13 protein-coding genes are annotated in these 21955 nt (G+C 60.1%); 1 reads left to right on the top strand and 12 read right to left on the bottom strand.

All coding sequences use genetic code 11. From position 1 onward, the window contains the following. Genes RYC18_RS19345 through RYC18_RS19330 form a run of 4 tightly spaced genes read right to left on the bottom strand, consistent with a single transcriptional unit; the run spans position 1 to position 5174 of the window. Positions 1 to 1410, bottom strand: coding sequence for a PIG-L family deacetylase (locus tag RYC18_RS19345; protein WP_010206905.1), 1410 nt, complete (start codon positions 1408 to 1410; stop codon positions 1 to 3). Continuing rightward, on the bottom strand, positions 1407 to 2303 hold the full coding sequence (locus RYC18_RS19340; protein ID WP_005731093.1) for an antimicrobial resistance protein Mig-14: 897 nt from the start codon (positions 2301 to 2303) through the stop codon (positions 1407 to 1409). Before RYC18_RS19340 ends, RYC18_RS19345 begins: the two co-directional genes overlap by 4 nt. After that, positions 2303 to 3433 carry a glycosyltransferase gene (locus RYC18_RS19335; RefSeq protein ID WP_316886615.1) on the bottom strand — a complete coding sequence of 377 codons (1131 nt, stop codon included), beginning with the start codon at positions 3431 to 3433 and terminating at the stop codon, positions 2303 to 2305. The genes RYC18_RS19340 and RYC18_RS19335 overlap by 1 nt, the downstream gene beginning before the upstream one ends. Beyond that, on the bottom strand, positions 3417 to 5174 hold the full coding sequence (locus RYC18_RS19330; RefSeq protein ID WP_002551776.1) for a carbamoyltransferase: 1758 nt from the start codon (positions 5172 to 5174) through the stop codon (positions 3417 to 3419). The genes RYC18_RS19335 and RYC18_RS19330 overlap by 17 nt, the downstream gene beginning before the upstream one ends. Positions 5175 to 5476: 302 nt before the next feature. Between RYC18_RS19330 and RYC18_RS19325 the strand changes: the two genes are divergently transcribed. Next, on the top strand, positions 5477 to 11569 hold the full coding sequence (locus RYC18_RS19325) for a membrane-targeted effector domain-containing toxin (RefSeq protein ID WP_316886614.1): 6093 nt from the start codon (positions 5477 to 5479) through the stop codon (positions 11567 to 11569). 10 nt (positions 11570 to 11579) lie between these two features. Here RYC18_RS19325 and RYC18_RS19320 read toward each other — a convergent pair whose 3' ends face one another. The 8 genes from RYC18_RS19320 to glnE form a co-directional block, all read right to left on the bottom strand. Next, entirely contained in the window at positions 11580 to 13025 is a 1446-nt protein-coding gene (locus RYC18_RS19320) for a lipopolysaccharide kinase InaA family protein (RefSeq protein WP_080164388.1), read from the bottom strand. Further along, on the bottom strand, positions 13025 to 13804 hold the full coding sequence (locus RYC18_RS19315; protein ID WP_005743032.1) for a lipopolysaccharide kinase InaA family protein: 780 nt from the start codon (positions 13802 to 13804) through the stop codon (positions 13025 to 13027). The genes RYC18_RS19320 and RYC18_RS19315 overlap by 1 nt, the downstream gene beginning before the upstream one ends. Then, the gene (locus tag RYC18_RS19310) at positions 13801 to 14535 is read right to left on the bottom strand and encodes a lipopolysaccharide kinase InaA family protein (protein ID WP_005743033.1); all 735 of its coding nucleotides are present in this window, start codon (positions 14533 to 14535) and stop codon (positions 13801 to 13803) included. The genes RYC18_RS19315 and RYC18_RS19310 overlap by 4 nt, the downstream gene beginning before the upstream one ends. Beyond that, a complete protein-coding gene (rfaP, locus tag RYC18_RS19305) occupies positions 14535 to 15341 on the bottom strand; it encodes a lipopolysaccharide core heptose(I) kinase RfaP (RefSeq protein WP_005743035.1) in 807 nt (268 codons plus the stop codon). Before rfaP ends, RYC18_RS19310 begins: the two co-directional genes overlap by 1 nt. Beyond that, complete coding sequence (locus RYC18_RS19300; RefSeq protein ID WP_002551770.1) at positions 15341 to 16462, bottom strand: glycosyltransferase family 4 protein; 1122 nt, start codon at positions 16460 to 16462, stop codon at positions 15341 to 15343. The genes rfaP and RYC18_RS19300 overlap by 1 nt, the downstream gene beginning before the upstream one ends. After that, complete coding sequence (gene waaC / locus RYC18_RS19295; RefSeq protein ID WP_005778825.1) at positions 16462 to 17526, bottom strand: lipopolysaccharide heptosyltransferase I; 1065 nt, start codon at positions 17524 to 17526, stop codon at positions 16462 to 16464. Before waaC ends, RYC18_RS19300 begins: the two co-directional genes overlap by 1 nt. A 2-nt stretch (positions 17527 to 17528) precedes the next feature. Beyond that, a complete protein-coding gene (waaF, locus tag RYC18_RS19290; RefSeq protein WP_002551768.1) occupies positions 17529 to 18563 on the bottom strand; it encodes a lipopolysaccharide heptosyltransferase II in 1035 nt (344 codons plus the stop codon). 129 nt (positions 18564 to 18692) lie between these two features. After that, complete coding sequence (gene glnE, locus RYC18_RS19285) at positions 18693 to 21650, bottom strand: bifunctional [glutamate--ammonia ligase]-adenylyl-L-tyrosine phosphorylase/[glutamate--ammonia-ligase] adenylyltransferase (RefSeq protein ID WP_004666430.1); 2958 nt, start codon at positions 21648 to 21650, stop codon at positions 18693 to 18695. Positions 21651 to 21955: the final 305 nt, after the last annotated feature.

Raw genomic sequence — 21955 nt, 5'->3', positions numbered from 1 at the left:
TCAGATGTCACGGCTGCGCCAGAACAACTCGTGTCGTCGCACAGCTTTGCGGAAGAATTCGTTTTCGCCTTCGGCCGGCCAGTGGCGACCGGCCAGAACGCGTTGCAACGTACGGCGCACACGGCGTTTGAACGGCATCGGCGGCAACAGGTCATGCATCATACCCAGCGCCATTGCCTTGTCGCGTTGGGCCGCAACCGATAAGTGCAGGCTGTACGGTACCAGCGGCAGACTGGCATCGAATACCGGCGGCAGGCTGATGCCACTGTAGGCATCGCCCATTGGCCAACGGTCGTTGTCGTGCAAGTGGTTGGCGTAACCGAGCACCACGTCTGGCTGCCATTCAAGACCGGCCAGCGCTTCACGCACGGCTGCCTGGGCACAGATATGGTCGGGATGCGGATCGATGGCCGGGTGCGGCATGACAATAACCTGCGGCCTGGCCTTGAGGACCAGTGCACGCAGGTCGGCGAGCAGGTTATTCCAGGTTGGCAGGCCGTCATCGCCGGGCAATGGCAGCGTATTGAACTGGCGAAACAACCGCGTATCGGTCAGATCCGCCTCACGCGAGGCGACCGGCGTATCCGGCGCAGCCTGCATGGCGGGCAGTTGCAGGCAGAAATAGCCCAATTGCACACACTGCGACTCGGGCACCCCGCCCCAGCGCGCCACGGCGATACTGTCCCAGGCCCGCAAGCGGCCCTTCATGCGCGCAGCTTCGGCGCGCTGCATGCCCATCTGGCGATAATGTTCAGCCTCGATCTCACCGGCGGTCAGCGTGACAATCCAGGCTTCCTCGGCCTGGCTGTAAAGCCCGAACGCGGCGAGCTCGGCATCGTCGGCATGCGGCGCGATGACCATGACACGCTGCTTTCGCGCATCCGCCTGACGAAACAGCCAGAGGCGCGGCGTACCGGCAAGACGACAGAAACGTCCGCGCAGTTGCAGGGCACCCGCAGCCAGCGGCTCGCCAAGACCGGTCAGGTTCAGATAACGCACGCCGCAAACGCCACGCTCGAAGGCCTGCCGGTCACTCAAGGCCTGCCCCTGCAACTCCACCACCGGGTCGAGAAAACGTCCCAGCCAGGTGCTTTTTACTGTCAGTGCCAGTATCAATGTTTCGTCGCCGTTCAGTTGCACGGCGGGGTCGATCAGCAACGTGCCACCGTCCAGGCGGACGCCTGGTACTTCGCTGTCGGCCGGAAAACTGTACTGATAGTCGTCGGTGGGTGAATAAAACAGATGATCGGCAAACCAGGCTTCATGGGCGACCCATGCGCAAACAGCCACGAGCGGCACCAGCCACCAGACCGTCAACACGCCGATGGCAATCAACAGCAGCAGGCCACCCAGTAACGCCAGCCGCTTGTTACGGCGATGGCGCTTGAGCAACTGTTGCTTGCGACTCAAATCTGGAACACCGGAACGGGGTTGCACCATCGGTCCTTGTACTCGCGGTCGGCACGACCAAAGGAAAAACGCAGTGATTTGCCCAAGGCGCGGGCGTTCTCCCAGGCGGACTGGGTATTGACGAAACTCAGCACGCTGCCTGGGCTGAAGTCCCGGGTTTCGGGATCGACACCGCCGTTGACGTACTCGATGCTGACCCACTGCGGCGCTTCGACGCGATACACCAGTTGAATGGCAATCGGCGCATCGTTGAGAAACACCACCGAACCGATCAGCAGTTCACGCAGCAATTCGATGACCTCGGCCTTGTGCCGGGCACCGGTGGCCTCAAAGCCCCAGCGACGCTGAAACAGATCGCAATACATACTCGCCAGCTCGGCGCTGCTGAACTCGCTGACAGGTCTTACCGTACCGCCAGCCTCCTCCAGCAAGCGAAGTTCACGACGCTGGTTGTAACGAAATTTCTTGGACAGTTCTTCGGGCGTACGCGCCATCGCCAGCGATTCGGTCTGCGGCCTGAAGGTGCTGATGCGGCCCTCGTTGAGCGCAGACACATAGCGGGCACGATGGCGGACCGGGACCTGAATATCGTCGGCCACCGGCAAAATCAGTTCGGCGTTGCCCAGATCGAACAGGCCTTTCTTGCCGTGACGCTTGAGTTCGTCCTTGGACAGCGCCAGCGAACGCCCCCAGGTGGCAATCGCTGCCTTTACTTCGCCGCCCTGCTCCCAGGCCAGATAACGCACAGCAATACCGGAAAATTCCGACAGGCGCGCAACGACCAGCGGATGAGTGGCTACGCTGCCACCCAACCGTTGCCATGCCTGCTCGTAAGCAGCCGCGTCGATCTGCACCCAGCCACGCTCGCGCCAGCCTTTGAATCGATTGAGCATCAGGCCCCCGCCGTCAGGCTGGAGACTTGCGGCAGCCGCCAGAAGATATCGCGCACAGCATGATCGGAAAAGCGTTCGCGCAAACGCAGCAACATGCGCTCGGCGCAGTCCTGACGCTGCTCGGCGTCAAGACCGGCCATGTGTACCAGGCCGTGCGCCAGGCTGTGAACATCACCCAGCGGGAACAGCAGACCCACGTCTTCGACCACTTCCTTCGCGCCGCCGCAGGACGTTGCAACCAGTGGCACACCGGCCACCATCGCCTCCAGAAGGACCATACCGAACGGCTCGTGGTCAGAGCTCAGGGCGAATACATCGAACGCCTTGAAGTAGCGGCGGGCGTCAGGCACCTGCCCAAGAAACAGCACGTGCGGACCAATGCCCAGCTCCAGCGCAAGCGCCTTGAGGTTTTCTTCCAGGCGGCCCTTGCCGAGAATCACCAGCTGGCTGTTCTCGGGAAGATTGGGCAGCGCTTCGGCAAAGCCGCGCAACAGCGTGGCCTGATCCTTGTCCGGATGCAGGCGACCGACGTTGGCGACGATCCAGGCCGAGGCAGACAGACCCAGCTCTGCGCGGGCATCTTCAGCGGAAAACTGACTGCCCTGCAGTTGCTCGACGTCGATCCGGTTGTACAACGTCTGAATGCGCTCGGCCGGCCACTTGGGCAGGCTGCTGCGCATGTCGTCGCGGACCGCATCGGAAACACCGAGTAGGCTCAGGCGCTTGCGAAACAGGTTGGCGAACAGCTTGCGACTGCGCCGGTGGTAATCGCCGAACGCATGATGCACACCGATCACCGGTAACTTCGTCGCCAACAGGGCGATGTACACCGGCTTGAAGCGGTGCGCGATGCAAAAGCTGAACGAGCGCGTCGCGGCAATTTTGCGCAGGTCACGGATGGCACCCAGCTTCAGGCCACGAATGGCGCTGGAGCTGTATTCCATGAACAGCACTTCGTCCGAGCCGCAGTCGGCGACTACGTCGGGGTCGGCGGCGCCGGTCAGAAACACCGTCGTCACCCGATAGCCCTTGCCGGCAAACAGACTGGCGTATTGCCGTGCGCAGTCCAGAAACGGCCCATCATAGCCGTGACAGAACTGCAGTACGTGACGTTCAGCCGAGCGTGTCATAAGCCTCGACGCCCTCTTTGACCACCAGGATGTCTTCCATGATCAGGTACTCGAGGTCCGAGCCGAAGAACATGTTCAGCGCATCGGTCGGCGAGCAGATCATCGGTTCGCCACGGCGGTTGAGCGAGGTGTTCAGGGAAACGCCATTGCCGGTCAGTTCTTCCAGCGCCTTCATCATGTCGTAGTAGCGCGGGTTGTATTCGCGCTTGAGCACCTGGGCACGGGAAGTGCCGTCTTCATGGACGACTTCCGGAACACGGGTTTTCCACTCTTCCGCCACTTCGAAGGTGAAGGTCATGAACGGTGCCGGGTGATCGATCTTGATCATCTGCGGCGCGACGGTGTCGAGCATCGACGGGCAGAAAGGCCTCCAGCGCTCGCGGAACTTGATCTGATGGTTGATACGGTCGGCTACCCCGGTAACGCTCGGGCAACCGATGATCGAGCGACCACCCAGCGCACGCGGACCGAACTCCATGCGTCCCTGGAACCAGGCAACCGGGTTGCCCTTGACCATGATTTCGGCAATCCGCTGTGGCGTATTGTCGATCTGACGCCAGACCGGCTTGCTCGGGTGCCGAGCACAGGCCGCGATCACGTCTTCGTTGCTGTACGCCGGGCCAAGGTAGACGTGTTCCATCTTCTCGACCGGCACACCGCGAGCGTGGGACACATAAGCCGCGGCACCAACCGCCGTACCGGCATCGCCGGACGCAGGCTGCACGAACAGTTCCTTGACTTCAGGACGGGCAATGATGCGCTGGTTGAGTTTGACGTTAAGCGCACAGCCACCGGCGAAAGCGATCTTGCCGGTCTCCTTGAGGATGTCACCCAGGTAGTGATCCATCATCTGCAACGCGAGCTTTTCGAACAGTGCCTGCATGCTCGCGGCATAGTGAATGTAGGGCTCGTCGGCTACGTCGCCAACGCGTTTCGGGCCGAGCCACTCGATCAGCTTCGGCGAGAAGTAGAAGCCCTTGCCGTTCTCTTTATAGCGACGCAGGCCAATGACATTGGCCAGCTCGGTATTGATGATCAGCTCGCCGTTCTCGAACGTGGCCAGACGCGAAAAATCATACTTGCTGGCATCGCCGTACGGTGCCATGCCCATCACCTTGAATTCGCCGTCGAGCATCTCGAAACCGAGGAATTCGGTGATAGCGCCATACAGGCCGCCCAGCGAGTCCGGATCGAAGAATTCCTTGATCTTGTGGATCTTGCCGTTTTCGCCATAGCCGAAGAAGGTCGTGGCGTACTCACCCTTGCCGTCGATGCCCATGATCGCGGTTTTCTCGGTGAAACCGGAGCAGTGGTAGGCGCTGGATGCGTGGGCCAGGTGATGCTCGACCGGCTCGATCTTGATCTTTTTCGGATCGAAGCCCAGTTGCTCGAGGCACCAGACGATCTTGTTGCGGTAGCGCTTATAGCGGCGGTTGCCCATCAGCAACGCATCAAGGGCGCGATCCGGCGCGTACCAGTAGCGCTTGGCGTAGTGCCAGCGGGCCTTGCCGAACAGGCTGATGGGGGCGAACGGAATTGCAACCACGTCGACGTCCGAAGGCTTGATGCCTGCCTGTTCCAGACAGAACTTCGCCGACTCGTAGGGCATGCGGTTCTTCGCGTGTTTGTCACGAACGAAGCGCTCTTCTTCAGCCGCTGCTATCAGCTTGCCGTCGATATAAAGCGCTGCGGAAGGATCATGGCTAAGGGCGCCGGACAGGCCAAGGATCGTCAATGCCACTAGGGTCTAGCCTCTTTAGTCTGCATGCAGGCGCATTGCGCCCGAGAAAAGGTGTGCCCCCGCACAGCGGGCTGAGGGCAGCTAAAGGGCGGGATTATAACGTAATGACCAAGGATTGGCTCGACGCGCTGAAATGTCATCGGGGATGCCCGCCAGACGGCGTAGGAAACATCTCTTTCTCAGCATCAATAACTATCTACGACCTGACGCCCGTTGCTTCTGATTAATTGAGGCCCATCGTCGCCGGCCCGACGGCCGTCGCTCAAACCTCAGCGCCTGAAGCGCGCAATGGAACGCCTGTCATGACACAAACACTGTCCTCTTTGGCTATAACGCCTACACCACTGAAACCTGCCGATACCTGGCCTGCCGCCTCCGCCGCACTGAAAAGGCTCGATGAACTGCGCACACTTCTGGCCATCGAGCTGAAGGCCCAGCCTGGCCCGGGCGAAGCGCTGTTGACTGCGCTTGGCGGTTCCGATGTTTCTGAACGGGAACTGGAAATATTCAGCCTGCTGCAACAGACCGATGACTACTGGACAGACCCTGGCAAAAACGCTGAAAGCCGCCGCGACCGGCTTGTACCTGCCCTGCAGCGAGCCTTGCGTGATGAAGCCAGCGTCAGGATTCACGAGCGTGATCTGGAGAGTGGCTATCTTGTCTGCCTGCCGGACTCGCCCGATCAAAGCCCGGCGCTCACTTACGCCTCGCTGCATGTGCAACTGCACGATGACGAACACGTTGAAATGGCAGGCGCGCTGGCGATATCCGAGGAACAGGGACGCACGCTGCTGATGTTACCCGGGCTCGGTATCATGGGCTTTGCCACGCAGGCCCTGATGCTCGCAACCCTGACGCGCTGGCTCAACACAGCGACGTTGCAGGATGCTCTTCTGAACACGATGGAAAGGCGTCATCAAGATCAGCTTTTCAAGATCATCCAGGACGCCGACCTTTACCTTGAGCCATTCAAGGCTGAAGACCTGCAACTACAGCCGGTCACCACCCCCCCCTTCATGCATGCCCTGGATCGCCTGCTGAACAAGCAGCGCAATGACATTCGCCATGCGTGCGAACGACCTGATACTGAAGACCGGGCAACACGTCAGGCGCTGATTCAGGCAGCCATCGACATGCGCCGCCTGCTTGGCCCTGCCTACATGCTCGAACTGCGCGAACTGACCAACAGGCAACGTCAGTATCATCGAAGCCTGCCGGACTGGATGAAGATAGCCAGCGAAGCCGACCTGCAGACCTATGCCTGGCACTTGCGACACTACGATGAGGCGCATGCAGCGATGCTCAGCGTACTGGGCATCGCGGCCTCTCCAGAACATTTTGCCGAAGCACGTTTGCGCACCCGGCTGGCCGATGACCTGGGCCATGACCTGGACCCACGCGCATTGACCATCGACACGCGGCGCACGCTGCCATCCACGAGCGAGACCTACCGCGTGACATGCTCACTGGTCGAGCTGGCACTCTATGGCCTGCACCCGGAAGACGAGAGTGCAGGCTCGGACTTTATCGATCACACCGTTATCACTCTTGATGGCAAACCGCTTGATGCAGCCTGCTCGGCATTGAATCCGGCTTACCTTGCCGGAGTGATCGATGAGCTCGATCTGCGGGCGGAGTTTGGCGAGTTTCAACGCAAGGCTTACCAGCAAGAGCACAACCGGCAAATGCTCTGCGCACTGGCGCGAACCCGACTGACCGCGCAGGGTTGGGCGGCGAAGATGCAGGGGCATATCCAGCCCGGTGATTTCGCCATGGTCGCGGCACTGACCGGCCCGGCAGCGCGCGCATCCGATCCAGCATTGCGTGTACAACAGATCAAACTCAACAACCGCAACGTGATGGCCAGATTGCTGGTGTTTCGCAAGCAGGGTGCCGAGGGGCGTACGCAGCGGCTGATCATGGTCGCCACCGATGCACCCGGGCAGCAGTACTTCAAAGCCTTCGACACTGAAACCCAACTGCTGCACGAGGTGGTCGGCTGGACTGCTTCGCCATCAATGGTCAACTACCTGCTCGATCAGGTGGAAGTGGATGCCCGTGCGGCACTGGCAGAGCAACTGACGGCACTGGCACTCAAACCCCAGCCTTCGAAAGACTTCATTCAGTTTATTGATCATGCGGACTGCGAGTCGGCCTTGCGCCGCTTTACCGACGAACAGACCCGCATATTGCTTTCCGAACAGGCCAAGCATACGCCGGACTGGTACCTGCGCGCCAGTCGCGCCCAGCGCCGGGAACTGTTGGCCCTTGAACAGGCCATTGGCGGAGCGCTCGACAACTATCAGGCGCAGCCACACACGGGAGTCAAGCCATTCCAGGATTACGTACACCAACGTGCCAGCCAGCAAATCGGCAAGCTGCTGAACGTACCAGCCGGCACGGTAGACCCCGACCTGATCGTAATTACTACCGAGCGCGAAACACTGACCTACACCGACATGCTGCTCAATGGCTATGACGACAGCATTGACCCCTTGCGTGCTTCCGCAGCAACCAACGCGACGTTCAGCGGCCCGGAAGGCATCGACGTGAGCGCGCTGTCAGCTGCTGCCGTTGCAGGTTCGGTGCGCGGTCAGTGGCTGGCGGACGAGTACATTGCCTTGATCAGAAACACCCTGCTGAACAGCGAAAGCGAAGGCTATGCCTATCGTCGCCAGTTCAGCGTGATGATCACGCAACTGCAGATGCAGGCAGCGGCATTGCGCAGCGTGCTGAAAGGTCATATCGAAGCAGCGCACTATGCGTGGTTGAAACAATCTCTGGATAACGCCCACCTTGACGACACCGCCTCCCGCGAGCGATATCCCCTCTACCCGCTGCAAGTGCATGTGGACAAACCGTTTATCGCCTCGGGGCTGACCGGCGTCGATCAACTGGTCATCCCCAGCACGCTGCTCACCCACGTCGAAACCGTGCAGGGCTGCCTGGTGATCCTGCCGACACAGACTCGCCATGCTGCGCTGCTCTACACGCCACAGGCGCCTGACGGTATCGAGTTTCGTCTGTTCAGCGACTTTGTGCGCTCGCTCGTTAGCGAAGGCATGATCGATTACTACAAGGATCGCTGCCGGATCAAGACGCGCCGAACCTTGTCGTTCTTGCTCCGCGACATGCAGCAGGGTAAGGCCAACAAACCTCCGGTCATTCCCAAGGCATTCATTTCAGACTTCGCCGATACCTGTTTCAACAGGCCGCTGGAGCGCAGGTTGCGTGATGTGGAAGAGACCACCACCGGCCGCAACGACATGCTCGTCCGGCTGATCCGGGTCAGCGTCGAGATAATTGCTACCGCCTTGACCCTGCCGTTCCCACCGGCAAGCTTTGCGGTTGGCAGCCTGCTTTCATTGCATGACAGCGGGCAGGCAGTTGCCGCCTTGACTGAAGGCGACCAGCAACGCGCTGCAACATACATGCTCTCGGCACTCTTCAACGGCATCGGCGCAGGCAGCGACTTGTTGGTTGGCATTAAGGGCTTCGGCGGCGTATTGCATCAGCTTGAGCACGGTCATCAATCAGCGCCGGTCCTGCGCTCGTTCCAGCGCCAGTCCTCGCTGCCGCGTTACGAGGACCTGTACCCGGTTGAACTGCAGGAGCAGGTTTTTCTGATCGGCAAGCCCAACGCCCATGGTCACGCTGCAGTTTTCCATGCACCCCACGTCGCCTCGGCGCCCCCGATGGCAACCGGTCAGTTCGCCCTGCGAGAAGCCGCTGGTGCCTGGCAGCCACTCCTGCCACCGCCCAACGCCTTGGCGCGCGCGCCTTCCGGGCTGCGCACCGACCTGGCAGTCGACGTTTCGCTGGATAACGTGCCACGTATCACCGACGGCCACGCGAAAGGCGTGTACGCACTCAACGGAAAAAATTACATCAGGTTGTCAGGCAACACCTTTCAGGTTCAATACGATGCGCATCTGCGCTGCTGGCAGATCATCGATCCGGCCAATCCATTCGCATTCTTCGGCAAACAGCCGGTTCGCCTGAATGAACAGGGCCAGTGGCTGGTCGTCGACCGGCGCTTGCGCGGCGGCGGGCTGGACGGTCCGGGGAACTATAGGCCACTGCCTGAAGATGCCGCCGCAGGCTCGCTCAACACGTTGATCGACTATGAGATGCCAAGCACCATGAGAGCGCATCTGGACATCGTCATCAGCAAGGAAGTCTTTGACCCGACCGGCGCAGGTCTGGAAATCTATTTCGAGACCTATTTCACGGAAATACGCCAGACCTTTACAGCGTTTCGGGAAAAGCTCTACCAGGACGCTCAGGCATTTTTTGCCCGATTTTCTCCGCCGCCCAGGCCGACACTGCCCGCTTATGGCCTGCCCGGTAGAGTCGAGACGCTGATCGAGCACATCTTCACGCACAGCAACGGGTTGGTTTTCAGCGAGGCCCCAAAGTCGGTAGCCAGCAAGCGCCTGCTCCTGCTTAACATGCCTTTGCTGGCAGAACAGCGTGTCGAGGTCCTGTACATCGAACACCTGCTCACCGACAAACACCTGCTTAAACTAAACAGATATCGCCATCTGGGCAAAAAGAGTCGCTCTGGCTCTCATGAGCTCAAGTACTACCTGCACGACGTCAATCGCGGCGCCTTGAACAACTCGAGCAGCGAATACGACTACTACCACCTGATCAAGGAAGCCCACCGTCACGGCATCGAAGTGCGCCCGTTCAGCTCGTCGATAAGCTACCCGTTTTTCGGCCATTCGGTGCTGGCCGCCGCTGATGATCCGGCAGCGGCCAGCAAAATGAGCAACTTCTTCGGGCACAGGCTCATCAGCCAGGACATCGCACCCGGCTCTTCCAAACGCTGGGTCGCACTGCTCGACCAGAAACTTGCCACGACGCATGATCAGGCGCCCGGCATTGCCGAGATGCAAGGAGTCGTCAGTGTGCATGTTCAGGACATACCGGCAGGACGCCCGACCCGCATAAGTGAAGGTACCAACGGGCCGCATCAAAACACGCCGACTCGCTGTGACTTCACCATTGCGTTTGCCGACCCTGCACTGCCGGGCGTTCCGCTGCCCCCCGCCACCCCTGTGGATGACATGCTGATCCGCGAGCTGAGGGGCTCCGTTGCCGAGGGCGAGCATTGGGCGGGCCAGTACGGGTTTGTCCACGGCGAAAACACTACCTGGCTACGCGTACCACCCGAAGAGTGGACTGCCGACAGCCCGATGACAGCGATCCAGCAATCCTTGGCCGACGCGACCTATGAGATGCCGCTTGATACCAGAACGACGCTTCATACATTGGCGAACTTCGAAAGGAAAGGGCTCGACATGGAGTATTTCTTTGAAGACACAAAACTCGACACTGTTCGCAATACGTTCGCCCAGCGCCGCAAAAATCTGCAAAAGGACGCCGCCACGATCAGATCAGCCCAACTGCCACCTCGCCCGACATTGCCAGCCATCGAGCCACAGACGAGCACGGCGGGGCTGCTTGAAACCCTGTACCGTCACACGGAAGGCATCGTTATCGGCGAGTCGCATTTTTCTGTTTCGAGCAAGAAACTGATCATCGACAACCTGCCATTGCTGGCGCGGCAAAACGTCAAGACGTTGTACATGGAGCACCTGCTGACCGACCTGCATCAGGCGGACCTGGATCGTTTCTTCGAAACCGGCCAGATGAGCAAAACGTTGCTGCATGACCTGAAAATCCTGGACCGTGGGCATCACACCGACCCGGACAAGGTCTATAACTTCGAACAACTGATCATCAAGGCGCGGCAGTACGGCCTGGAGGTCCGCGCTATCGACTGCGCAAGCAGCTATCACCTCAAAGGTATTGCCAGGGAAGAGTCCATCACCCGCCAGCAGATGATGAATTACTTTGCGTCGCGCACAATCCGCAGGCATCAGGACGTGATGGGTTCCCACAAATGGATCGCGCTGGTGGGCAACAGCCATTCCAATACCTACCAGGGCGTGGTACCCGGTATTGCAGAACTGCAAGGAGGGATCGGTCTGCGGGTTATCGATGTGGCACCAGGGAAATCGACCGGCGTAGTACCGGATCCGGGAGAGCTTGTTACGGGAGGCATAACCAATGAACAGGTCTACATCAAGGGCGATTACCGAGTGGCTATGGAAGTGTCGCGCCCAGAGTCAGCCAGGCTCTTAAGCATTGACCAACGCCTCTTCAAGCCGGGAATGTTTCTGGTGCAACAGGGCGAAGGCGATTTGCAGACCATCGTCCATCGTGCTCGTGACACATGGATTCATCGCACACCGGTGCAGCGCAATGCCGAGGGCAAACTGTATCTGGAGCGTGTGCGTTGGCCGCGTATCCACCTCAAACCCTTCGACGACATGGACGCGCTGGTGACGGCCCTCGAGGCGATGAACCTCACCCGCATTGCCTGAGAGGCCAGGCTCAGTCTGGCGTGATCTTCGGCAAGCGCTGCTCCAGTATCTGGTGCAGCGCACTCTGCACCGGCCAGTTGCGCATAAACCGCGCCCGGTCACGCGCGTAGGCTGCTGCAAAGGACGATTGAGAACTGTGCTGCTGCATGGCATCCAGGTCGATCATCGCCCAGCGATCGGTGTGCCAGAACAGGTTATGCCCCTTGAAATCACCATGACTGATACGCGCCTGGATAAGCTGTGCGAACAGCGTGTCCAGCGCCAGCAGTTCGGCCTCTGGTGCATCACCGGTTGCCACATGGGGAGCGAAGCGCTCGATGATGTCCGGTCCCTCGATAAACTCGGTCACCAGCCAGGCTTTGCTGCGCAAGCCGAGAAAACGCTTTTCCTGAACTGCCAGCGGTTTTGGCGTGGCGATGCCGAGAAACATCAGGCGGTTACCTTCGCGCCATGAATGCCAGGCCCGGCTGGGACGCCAGAAGCGCTTGAGCCAGTGACTGAAATTCTTGATGTTGTAACGCTTGATGACCAGCGTACGACCACTGATTTCGACACGGCCTACGCTCGCAGCGCCACCGGTCTTGTACAGATGCCCCTTGTCGAGCAGGGCATCAGCCTGATCAAGTACCGGCAGCATCGCGGGTTCTTCCTCGCGACGAACAGCACGGAACACCGAAGCGCTGTCCTCGACGCTGAACAGACTGCAATCGCGCACGGTCTTGCCCATGAAGTCCTTGAGCCGCCAGCTGCGAACCTTGTCGATCTGCTTTTGCAGCGCCTCCATCGGCAAACCATGTTCGGCGTTGCTCAACAGGTAATGCACCAGCAACTCTTCAGTGAAGGGCTCGAAAGACCTGGGCAACTGGGCGAAGAACACGCCGAGGTTTTCCAGCACCTTTTGCCGGGACAACGGTTTGCCGGCCTGCTCGGCGCGAATGCCGGCACCATCAATCAGGTACAGCCGGCCTTGGTGGCGCAGCAGATTGTCCAGATGCAGATCTTCCTGCCACAAGCCTTTGGCGTGCTGTTGAGCGATGGCGCTCAGCGCCTCGCCGAGCACGGCTTGCTGCTCATCCGCCAGCGGTGGCAGGTCCTGGACAGCATTCCAGGCATCGCCCAGGCTTGACGCCTGCTCCAGAAACTCGAACAACAGCCAGCCACCCTCGCCATCCTGCAAACCGTCGGCCAGCAGCAGCGGAGTGGTCAGCCCCTGTTCGGCAAGCAGACGCACCCCGGCCAGCTCACGCTGAAAGTGCCGGGCCGCCTTGTCGCCCACCAGCAGTTTTGCCAGCACCGTTCGGCCTCGCCAAACGCCTGCGCCCACATAGCGCTGCCCCGGCAATACGCGCAGCAGGGTCAACAATTGCAGTTCAGCCGAACCGGCAGCATCGGCCAGCGTCAGACTCATCGGCAACTCGGGGGTACGTCCGGCATTCTTGAGTTCAGACAAGCGCATCAACGGGTCTCTTTATCATCGCGGTGTTGAAGGTCTCGTTTGTGAGCGCTGCGCTTGCCCAAACGCGCATTCCAGGCATCGACCAGCAAGCTGTCCGGAGTGGCTTGCAGGTATGCCGCCAACAGCTCGCGGCGCTCGGCTTCATGCCACATCGGCGCACGGCGCAGCAGCGGTTCCAGGTCACGGGCAAGATCACGCTTGCCGAAGATCACCGGACGGGTTTTCTCCAGGTCGATCAGTTGCGCCTGATAGCCCTTTCCCACCGCCTGCAGAAAAATATGCTTGGGATAAAAGCAGCCATGAACCTGCCCGGCACCGTGCAGTGTGCGGGCCAATTGGCCGCAGGCGTGAAGTACCGCCAGACGCTGCACGCTCTCCATCTGGTTCCACTGCTGCAACAGTTCGTCGAGATCGGTCCAGCCGTCCAGCGCACGCGTCATGAGGATCGCCCGGCGCTCCCCGTCGACCTTGCGCTCGCCATAAAACACCGCTTGCAGCGCGGGAATGCCCAGCTTGCGATAGCGACTGATATTACGAAACTCACGAGAGAAGGACGGCTCGCCAAACGGATGATGCAACGTGCGAGTCAGGTAATTGCTCTGGCGCTTGAGGTAAAAACCCTGACCCTCCAGGTCGAGGCGGAACACACTGCTCCAGCCGCCGCGCCCGGTATTGGGCTCGTCGACCGCATCGAGCCTGATGTTCCAAAGCGATTCAAAATCAGCCAGGTTGTGACGCGCCAGTAACGGCAGGTCGGCACTGGCAATAAAAACGCTCATTCACGGCCCTCGAAAAAGCTGACGATATGTCGGATACGTTTTTTGTCGGAGGCGTTCAACCGCGTTCGCTGACGGTACTGCAGGTAGAAGCGCAGGCGCTGGGTGGCCGACAAGTGATACTTCGCGACCTTGTCCAGGCACGCCAGATCCTTGGTGATCCGATAGCGCAGCATGAAGCTCCACCAGAATGCGCCATTAGGGCAATCGATGAAAAACAGCCGACCTTCGTCATCAACCAACAGGTTGCGCCATTTCAAATCATTATGTGTGAAATGGTTGTCGTGCATGGTCCGGGTACAGGCAGCCAGCTGGTGACTTACAGCGTCGACCCATTGCTGGTCGGCCAGTCGCGGATCCTTGCGTTGCGCCAGCGCAGACAAGTCTTCGGTATTGGGCAAGCCGCGAGTGATCAGTGCGCCGCGATCATACGCTGCGCCGTTGCGCTCCAGCCCCCAGGCCACCACTTCTGCCGTGGGAATGCCCCATTTGGCAAAACGCTTGAGGTTCTGCCACTCGGACTTGACCCTGGGCTTGCCGATGTAACGGCGCAGGCCTTTGCCCGCACCTACGTAGCGTTTGACGTAGTAGTAAACCCCGGCACGCTCGACGCGGATGACGTCGGACAGCGGGTCGCGGGTCAACTGCTGGCCTTGCAAGGCAAACACGGAATCCAGACTGCCGAAATCCTGCTGCAGAAAAGCGTACTCGGGCTCAAGCTTCCAGCCCGCCATCAGAGTGCATCCCCGTAGCGCACTTTGCGCTGATAAAGCTTCTCGGCCTTCTTCTCCAGCCAAGTCAGCAGCGGCGCCTCCTTGAGCAGTATTTCGCGCAGCGGTTTCTGGAAATAACCCTTGAGAAAACGCAGCTTGTCGCGTCGCGTGAGACCAATGTCCAGCGCTGAAAAGTACAGCGCGGCCAGGTCCTTGTTGCGCCAGCGTGGTGTTATTGCCCGACGCGTCTGGGCACGGTGCAGGTCGATGACCGACAATCTGAAATCGTCAGCGGTGACCGGTGTGTCGGTGTGCAACAGAAAATGACAGATGTAACAGTCGCGATGGTTCACGCCGGCGCGGTGCATCATACCGACCAAACGGGCAACTTCGGCGATAAACGCTCTTTTCAGACGGGGCTCCGGCGGCTCGTTGCGCCAGTTGATACTGACGTCTTCCAGGCTGGTAGTCGGGGCCAGCTCTTCAGTGACAATAAACGAATGCTGCGCGGCAGGGTTGCTGCCACGTTCACCATAGGCCACGGCCGTCATGGTCGGGACGCCGACTTCATGCAGACGCTCGATGGCGTCCCACTCCTTGCCAGCGCCCAGCACTGGCAACTTGGCAGTTGCCAGGTTCTTGGCGATTTCACCCCAGCCGATACCACGGTGGATCTTGACGAAATAACCACGCCCGTCGACCTCGGTGCGCAGCGTGCGGCGTCCTTCAAGCTCGCGGTAGACCTCGCCGCTCAGGCCCTCTACCTCGACGAACGCATCGCGTCCGGCCCACAGGCTCTTGAACGGTTCAGCCAGGAACAGCTTCATCAATAGTGCTCCGCCAGAATCACATCCGCAGCGTGTTGCGGCATGCTGTAAAGGTCCGCTGTGTCAGCAAAGGCCAGGCCATTGCGACCCCAGGCGCTGCGCGCGTCATCATCCTCAAGCATGTCCGACAGGTAGCGATTGAGTTGCACCTGATCGAACGGCTCGTCCAGAACCCGCCCACAGTCAGCTTCGGCTATGTAATGGGCGTACCCGCAGACTGCACTGACCAGAACCGGCAAACCGGCGACCAGTGCTTCAAGCAATACGGTGCCAGTATTCTCGTTGTAAGCCGGATGAATCAGCAGGTCGGCGCCCAGCAGAAAACGCGGAATATCGCTGCGCCCTTTCATGAACGTCACCTGGTCGCCCAGGCCCAGCGCCGCGCTTTGCAACTGGAATACTTTGGGGTCGTCCTGGCCGATTACAAACAGGCGGGTACGCTTTTTGAGCTCGGCAGGCAACGCCGCCAGCGCCTTCAGGCTGCGATCGACGCCCTTTGTCTTGAAACCGGAGCCGATCTGCACCAATAACAGGTCTTCGTCGGCAAGCCCGAATTCCTTGCGAAAGCCAGCACGGATGTCTGGTGCGTCCGGCGGTGCGCGGCGATCCTGGGAAATGCCCGGTGGCAACAAATGAAAGCGCGACGGCGGGGTGTCGTAATGCTTGATGAACAGCGGCTGCTGTACTTCGGAAATCATCAACACCTGAGTTTTCGAGTCTTTAGCAAACACCGCGCGCTCGTAGTCAGCAAAGTGGCGATAACGGCCCCACTTGCGATACAGCGGGCTGCGCAGGTTCTGCGCCTTGTCCTCGAAGCAGCCGTCGGCGGCGTAATACACATCCAGACCGGGCATCTTGTTGAAACCGATCAGACGGTCCACCGGGCGCCTGGCCAGGTCTGCTTCCATCCACGCCGTGAGCTTTTCATTGCGTCGATGATTGAAGAACGCCTTGACCGGCGCTACCAGCACTTCAAAACCGGGCGGCACATCGCCTTCCCAGATCAGGGTGTAGACGCGGATCTGGTGGCCGCGCTGCTGGCACTCCAGCGCAATGCGCATGAAATCGCGTTGCAGGCCGCCAAACGGAAAGTATTTGTAGAGTACAAAAGCCAGTTGCATCAGCCAGGTTCCTTTGCCAGCAACAGCGCGCCCAGTTGGCTCGCTACTCGCTCGGGATTCAAACGAGTGAAGCACATCGGCCACTCGCGTTTAAGGTCGAACCGGCGCTGATCATCGGCGGTCGGTTGGTACGTGCATTTCTTTTGCAGGCAAGGTGTGCAGCCCGGATAGTCGCTGGCCAGATGCACCTGCGACTTGCCATACGCTCCGGTCAGGCCCGGGTTGGTCGGGCCGAACAGGGAAATGGTCGGCACGTCCAGTGCGGCGGCCAGGTGTCCGATTCCGGTATCCACCGCAACGCAGGCCTGTGCGCTGGCCAATACCCGCGCTACACCCGCCAGATTCAATTTCGGCAGCACGTGTGCGCTGTCCAGACCGTCGGCAATGCGCTCGGCGCGTGCCTTTTCTGCCGGGTTGCCCCATGGCAATTGCACCTGCAAGCCGCGAGCCGCCATCAGTTCGGCCAGTTGTCGCCAGTACAACTCGGGCCAGTGCTTGGTGTCCCAGGTTGTGCCATGCAGGAACAGCACGAACGGAGCCTGCAACGTGTCATCCAGAGTCGCCAGCGGCTTGAGGCCGTAGTCGCCCATACCGGACGGCTGTGGATAACCCAATGCCTGAGCGAACAACTGACGCAGTCGTTCGACCGCATGCTGCCCGCGTGGCACTGCAAAAGCGCGGTCATAAAAGCGACTGGCGACCGGTTCGCGTGCCGAGTCGCGGTCCAGCCCCGCCACCGGCGCATCGACATAACGTGTCAGCCAGGCACTTTTGAACAAGCCCTGAGCATCAATCACCAGATCGTAGCGCTGTTCGCGCACCTGCTGTTTGAAGCGCCGCCACTCCCCCGACCTGAAGGTCTGCCAAAGGTGCTTGCGCCAGCGGCGGATCGCCACCGGGATCACCTTGTCGACCGCCGGGTGCCAGGCGGGAATTTCGGCGAAACCCTCTTCCACTACCCAGTCAAAGCGGATGCCGGGCAGCGCTCGCTGCGCATCGGTCAGTGCGGGCAAGGCATGGATCACATCGCCCAGCGAAGAAGTCTTGATCAGCAGTACCCGCAAAATCAGGCGACCTCCACCGGCGTGCTGTTCAGGCGGCTCAGCGCCTGAATCACGGCGTCCGGTTCAAGCAGACGCATACAGTTGTAATGGCCGAAACGGCAGGTACGCTCAAAGCACGGGCTGCACTCGATACCCAGGCGCACCACTTCCACTGCGTCGGCCAGCGGTGGCGTGAAGCCCGGCGAGGTCGAACCGTAGACGGCCACCAGCGGGCGGTTCAGCGCTGCGGCCACATGCATCAGGCCGGAATCGTTGGACACCACCGCGTCGGCACACGAGAGCAGGTCGATGGCTTCGGCCAGCGAGGTTTCACCACTGAGGTTGACCGACTCCTCACGCAGACCGGGAATCAGTTCCTGGCGAATACTCTCGCCGACCGGGTGATCCTTTTTCGAGCCGAACAGCCAGACTTGCCAGCCTTCGCGAATGCTGGCGTCGGCGACTTGTGCGTAATGCTCGGCAGGCCAGCGCTTGGACTCGCCGAACTCTGCACCTGGGCATAGTGCCAGCACCGGACGATCGAGGGTCAGCCCGAACTTGCTCAATGCCGCATCGCGAGTCGCGGTGTCGATGCGCAGGCTGGGCTTGGGATAAGGACGCGGCAACTCGGTGCTCTTGTCGAATGCCAAAGCCATGAAACGCTCGATCATCAGCGGATAGCGCTGTTTGTCGAGGGTGCGCACGTCATTGAGCAGGCCATAGCGGAATTCACCGCGCCAGCCGGTACGCTTCGGTATACCGGCAAAAAAGGGCACCAAAGCGGATTTCAGCGAGTTGGGCAGCAGGATAGCCTGATCGTATTGGCCAGCCAGGGACTTGCCGATCCGGCGACGGGTCGCCAGCTCGAGGGCGCCGTGACCCAGCGGGAAACTGAGCGCAGCACGAACCTGCGGCATGCGTTCCAGTATCGGACGGCTCCATTCAGGGGCCAGCACGTCGATTTCGCACTCGGGATGACGCTGTTTCAGACACTGGAACAGCGTTTGTGCCATCACCATGTCACCGACCCAGCTAGGCCCAACGATCAGAATTTTCATGTTCTATCCAAAAACGACCAGAAACGATCAGGGAGGCCGATCAGACTGCGTGACATTCCCACACAACCTGTCGCCTCCCTGTCATAGCTTTATATAGTGTTGCAGCGGAATATGGCGTTGCCGCGCGGCTCAGCTCAACCCCATCTGCGTCCAGATCCGCATCACCTCACGCCGCTGGGCATGAAACTGATCGCCGCTGACCACGCCCGCCTGCTTCTGCAAAGCCTGACGATGCGCTGCCGAGCGGTACGCCTTGTAGGCTTCGCGCAACAGGCCGGCGTCCGTGTCAGGCAACAGTCCGGCGTCCTCAAGCCCTTCGAGAATCCGTATGTTGTCGGTGTATTGCAGCAGCGCAGGATGCTCTCTGGACCACGCCAAGGCGGCGTATTGCACCATAAATTCGATATCGACGATACCTCCGGCGTCCTGCTTGAGGTCGAACGGCACCGACGCCTCGAAGGCATTGGCCGCCCTTCCGGCTGCTGTCACGCGGGTGCCGAGGTTGTCGCGCATCTTGCCGCGCATCTCGCTGACCTCTGCGCGCAGCTTGCCCAGATCACGCTCGCGCCCCAGCACATCGGCACGGACTTTTTCGAACTGCTCGCCAACATCGCGACTGCCGGTCATAACCCGCGCACGCACCAGCGCCTGATGCTCCCAGGTCCAGGCTTCATTGGCCTGATAACGGGCGAAGGCCCCCAGCGAACTGACCAGCAGGCCGGATGCACCCGACGGCCGCAGGCGCATGTCGACGTCATACAACTGACCGGAGTTGGTTTGCGTGGTCAGCAAATGGATCACCCGCTGCCCCAGACGAGTGAAGAACTGCGCGGTGTCGATCGGTTTGGCACCGTCGGTCTCGGCCTCCAGATCGCCATCATGAATGAACACCAGATCCAGATCGGAGCCGTGCCCCAGCTCGATGCCGCCGACCTTGCCGTAGCCGACGATCACGAAGCCCGGATCGCACAACGTGCCGTCCGGACGTAAAGGCGTACCGTGCCGGGCCACGCTGTAGCGCCAAGCCAGAGCGAGCACCTGATCGAGAATCGCCTCGGCCAGCCAGGTCAGGTAATCACTGACTTTCATCAATGGCAGGCTGCCGGATATCTCGGACGCCGCAACGCGCAGACTGTGCGCCAGCTTGAAATGCCGCAAGGCTTCCATCTGCTGCTCAAGGTCGTCCTCCGGGATACGAATCAGTCGTTCACGAAGCTCGGCCGCCAGCTCTGGTGCCAACGGCGGATTGAACAGGCGACCTTCATTGAGCAGCTCATCGAGCAGCAGCGGGAAGCGTGCGATCTGCTCCGCAATCCATGGGCTGGCAGCGCACAGGGTCAACAGTTGTCGTAATGCATCGGGGTTTTCGGTCAGCAACACCAGATACGCCGAGCGCCGGGCGACCGCTTCTACCAGCGGCAGCACACGCTCCAGCACCAGGTCGGGCTTCTCATGCTCTACCGCCTGAGCCAGCAACCGAGGGATGAACGCATCCAGCCGCTCACGACTCAGACGCTGCATCGAACGCAGGTTGGGACTGCTGCGCAGGCTGGCCAGATTCTTCAGTGCCTTTTCGGCATCGACGAAACCGGCCTGCAACAGCTGGCGACCCGCGGCTTCCTCGTCCTGGGACTCTTCCCACAGGGGCAGCCACTCGCCACCCACCGCGACTTCACTGTCGTCCTGCTGCTCGTCGTCGGGATCCGAATCGGGGTCGGCGATGACCTGACGGAAATGCCAGGACACCCGACTGCGCCAGTACATAAGGCGCTCGTGAAAACTGACCCAGTCGGCAAAGCCCATGATCAGGGCAATGCGTGCCTGATCCTGATCGTTGTCCGGCAACATTTGCGTCTGACGGTCGGCAATCGCCTGAATGGCGTGCTCGGTGTAACGCAAAAACTCATAACCCTCGCGCAGCTCTTCAGTCACCGCCGAAGGCAGATAACCCTGCCCTTCAAGGGTTTTCAGCACTTTGAACAGCGGGCGCTGTTGCAGGCTCAGGTCGCGGCCACCGTGGATCAGCTGGAACGCCTGGGCGATAAACTCGACTTCGCGAATCCCCCCCGCACCGAGCTTGATGTTTTCCGCCATGCCCTTGCGCTTCACTTCCTGCTGAATCAGCTGCTTCATGGTGCGCAGCGCTTCAATGGCCGAGAAGTCCAGGTAACGGCGATACACAAACGGGCGCAACATATCCAGCAGCTCGGCACCTGCGGTCTGATCGCCGCCGACCACTCGTGCCTTGATCATCGCGTAACGTTCCCAGTCCCGGCCCTGATCCTGGTAATACTGCTCCAGCGCGTTGAAGCTGAGCACCAGCGCCCCGGAAGAACCGTAGGGCCGCAGGCGCATGTCGACCCGGAACACGAAACCATCGACGGTTACCGGGTCCAGAGCCTTGATCAGCCGCTGCCCCAGGCGAATGAAAAACTCCTGGTTATCCAGCGCACGCTTGGTGCCCAGCGTCTCGCCACCCTCCGGGTAGGCAAAGATCAGGTCAATGTCCGACGAAAGGTTCAGTTCGACCGCGCCGAGTTTGCCCATGCCCAGAATGACCATGTGCTGCGGCTGCCCAGAGTGACGACCGGTCGGTGTGCCGAACTGCTCGCAGTGCCGTGGATACAGCCATTGGTAGGCCAGGTCGATCGAAGCATCGGCCATTTCCGATAGATCACGGCAGGTTTCGATCAGATCTGCCTGACGGGTCAGATCGCGCCAGATGATTCGCACTTGCTGGCGTGCGCGCTGCCGACGTAGATTACGCCCCAGCTCGTCATCACTGGTGGCGCTCGACAGGGCATCGGCAATCTGACCGCGCAATTGGCCGGCAGAGAGGCTACGCTCCAGCTCGCCCGAATCGGCCAGTTGCAGGAGCATCTGTGGGTCACGGCAAACTTGCTCGGTGACAAAATCACTGGCGGCGCAAACCCGGTCGAACGCCTTGCGGCGCGCTTCCGGCCAGGCCTCGAAAGACGCCAGCGCGTCCTCCGACAAAGCAGTGAGCGCGGCCTGGAAAGTCTGGCGGGCACGGGTAATCAATGGCAGCAGAATGGCCGGAAATTCAGCCAGTAAAGGTAGGCTCATGGTCTATCCTTGATCGGCGTGCAAACGCCCGTCTGTCATGACGGCAAGACGCATCTGCCAGCACCGCTTGTCGAACAAAGGTTATAAATTGCTGGAAAAATCAAATTAGAAGCATAAAAATCCGCTTTTTCCCTGCAAGATATTCAATAGCAATCAACAGTAACGTCTTAAGTTACAAGACAACAGGAGCGATTGAGTCGCTTCTCTGTAGTTTTACTACTGGGTCCGATACTCGGAGGGCTGAAATCGTCGTCGATTTGTAGTAAAACTACACGCCGCCGGATCCCACCCTCCGGTAATCCAAG

The sequence above is a fragment of the Pseudomonas syringae group sp. 247E2 genome (genome assembly GCF_032587795.1).
GTDB lineage: Bacteria > Pseudomonadota > Gammaproteobacteria > Pseudomonadales > Pseudomonadaceae > Aquipseudomonas > Aquipseudomonas amygdali.
This window is presented reverse-complemented; position numbering and strand designations above follow the sequence as displayed.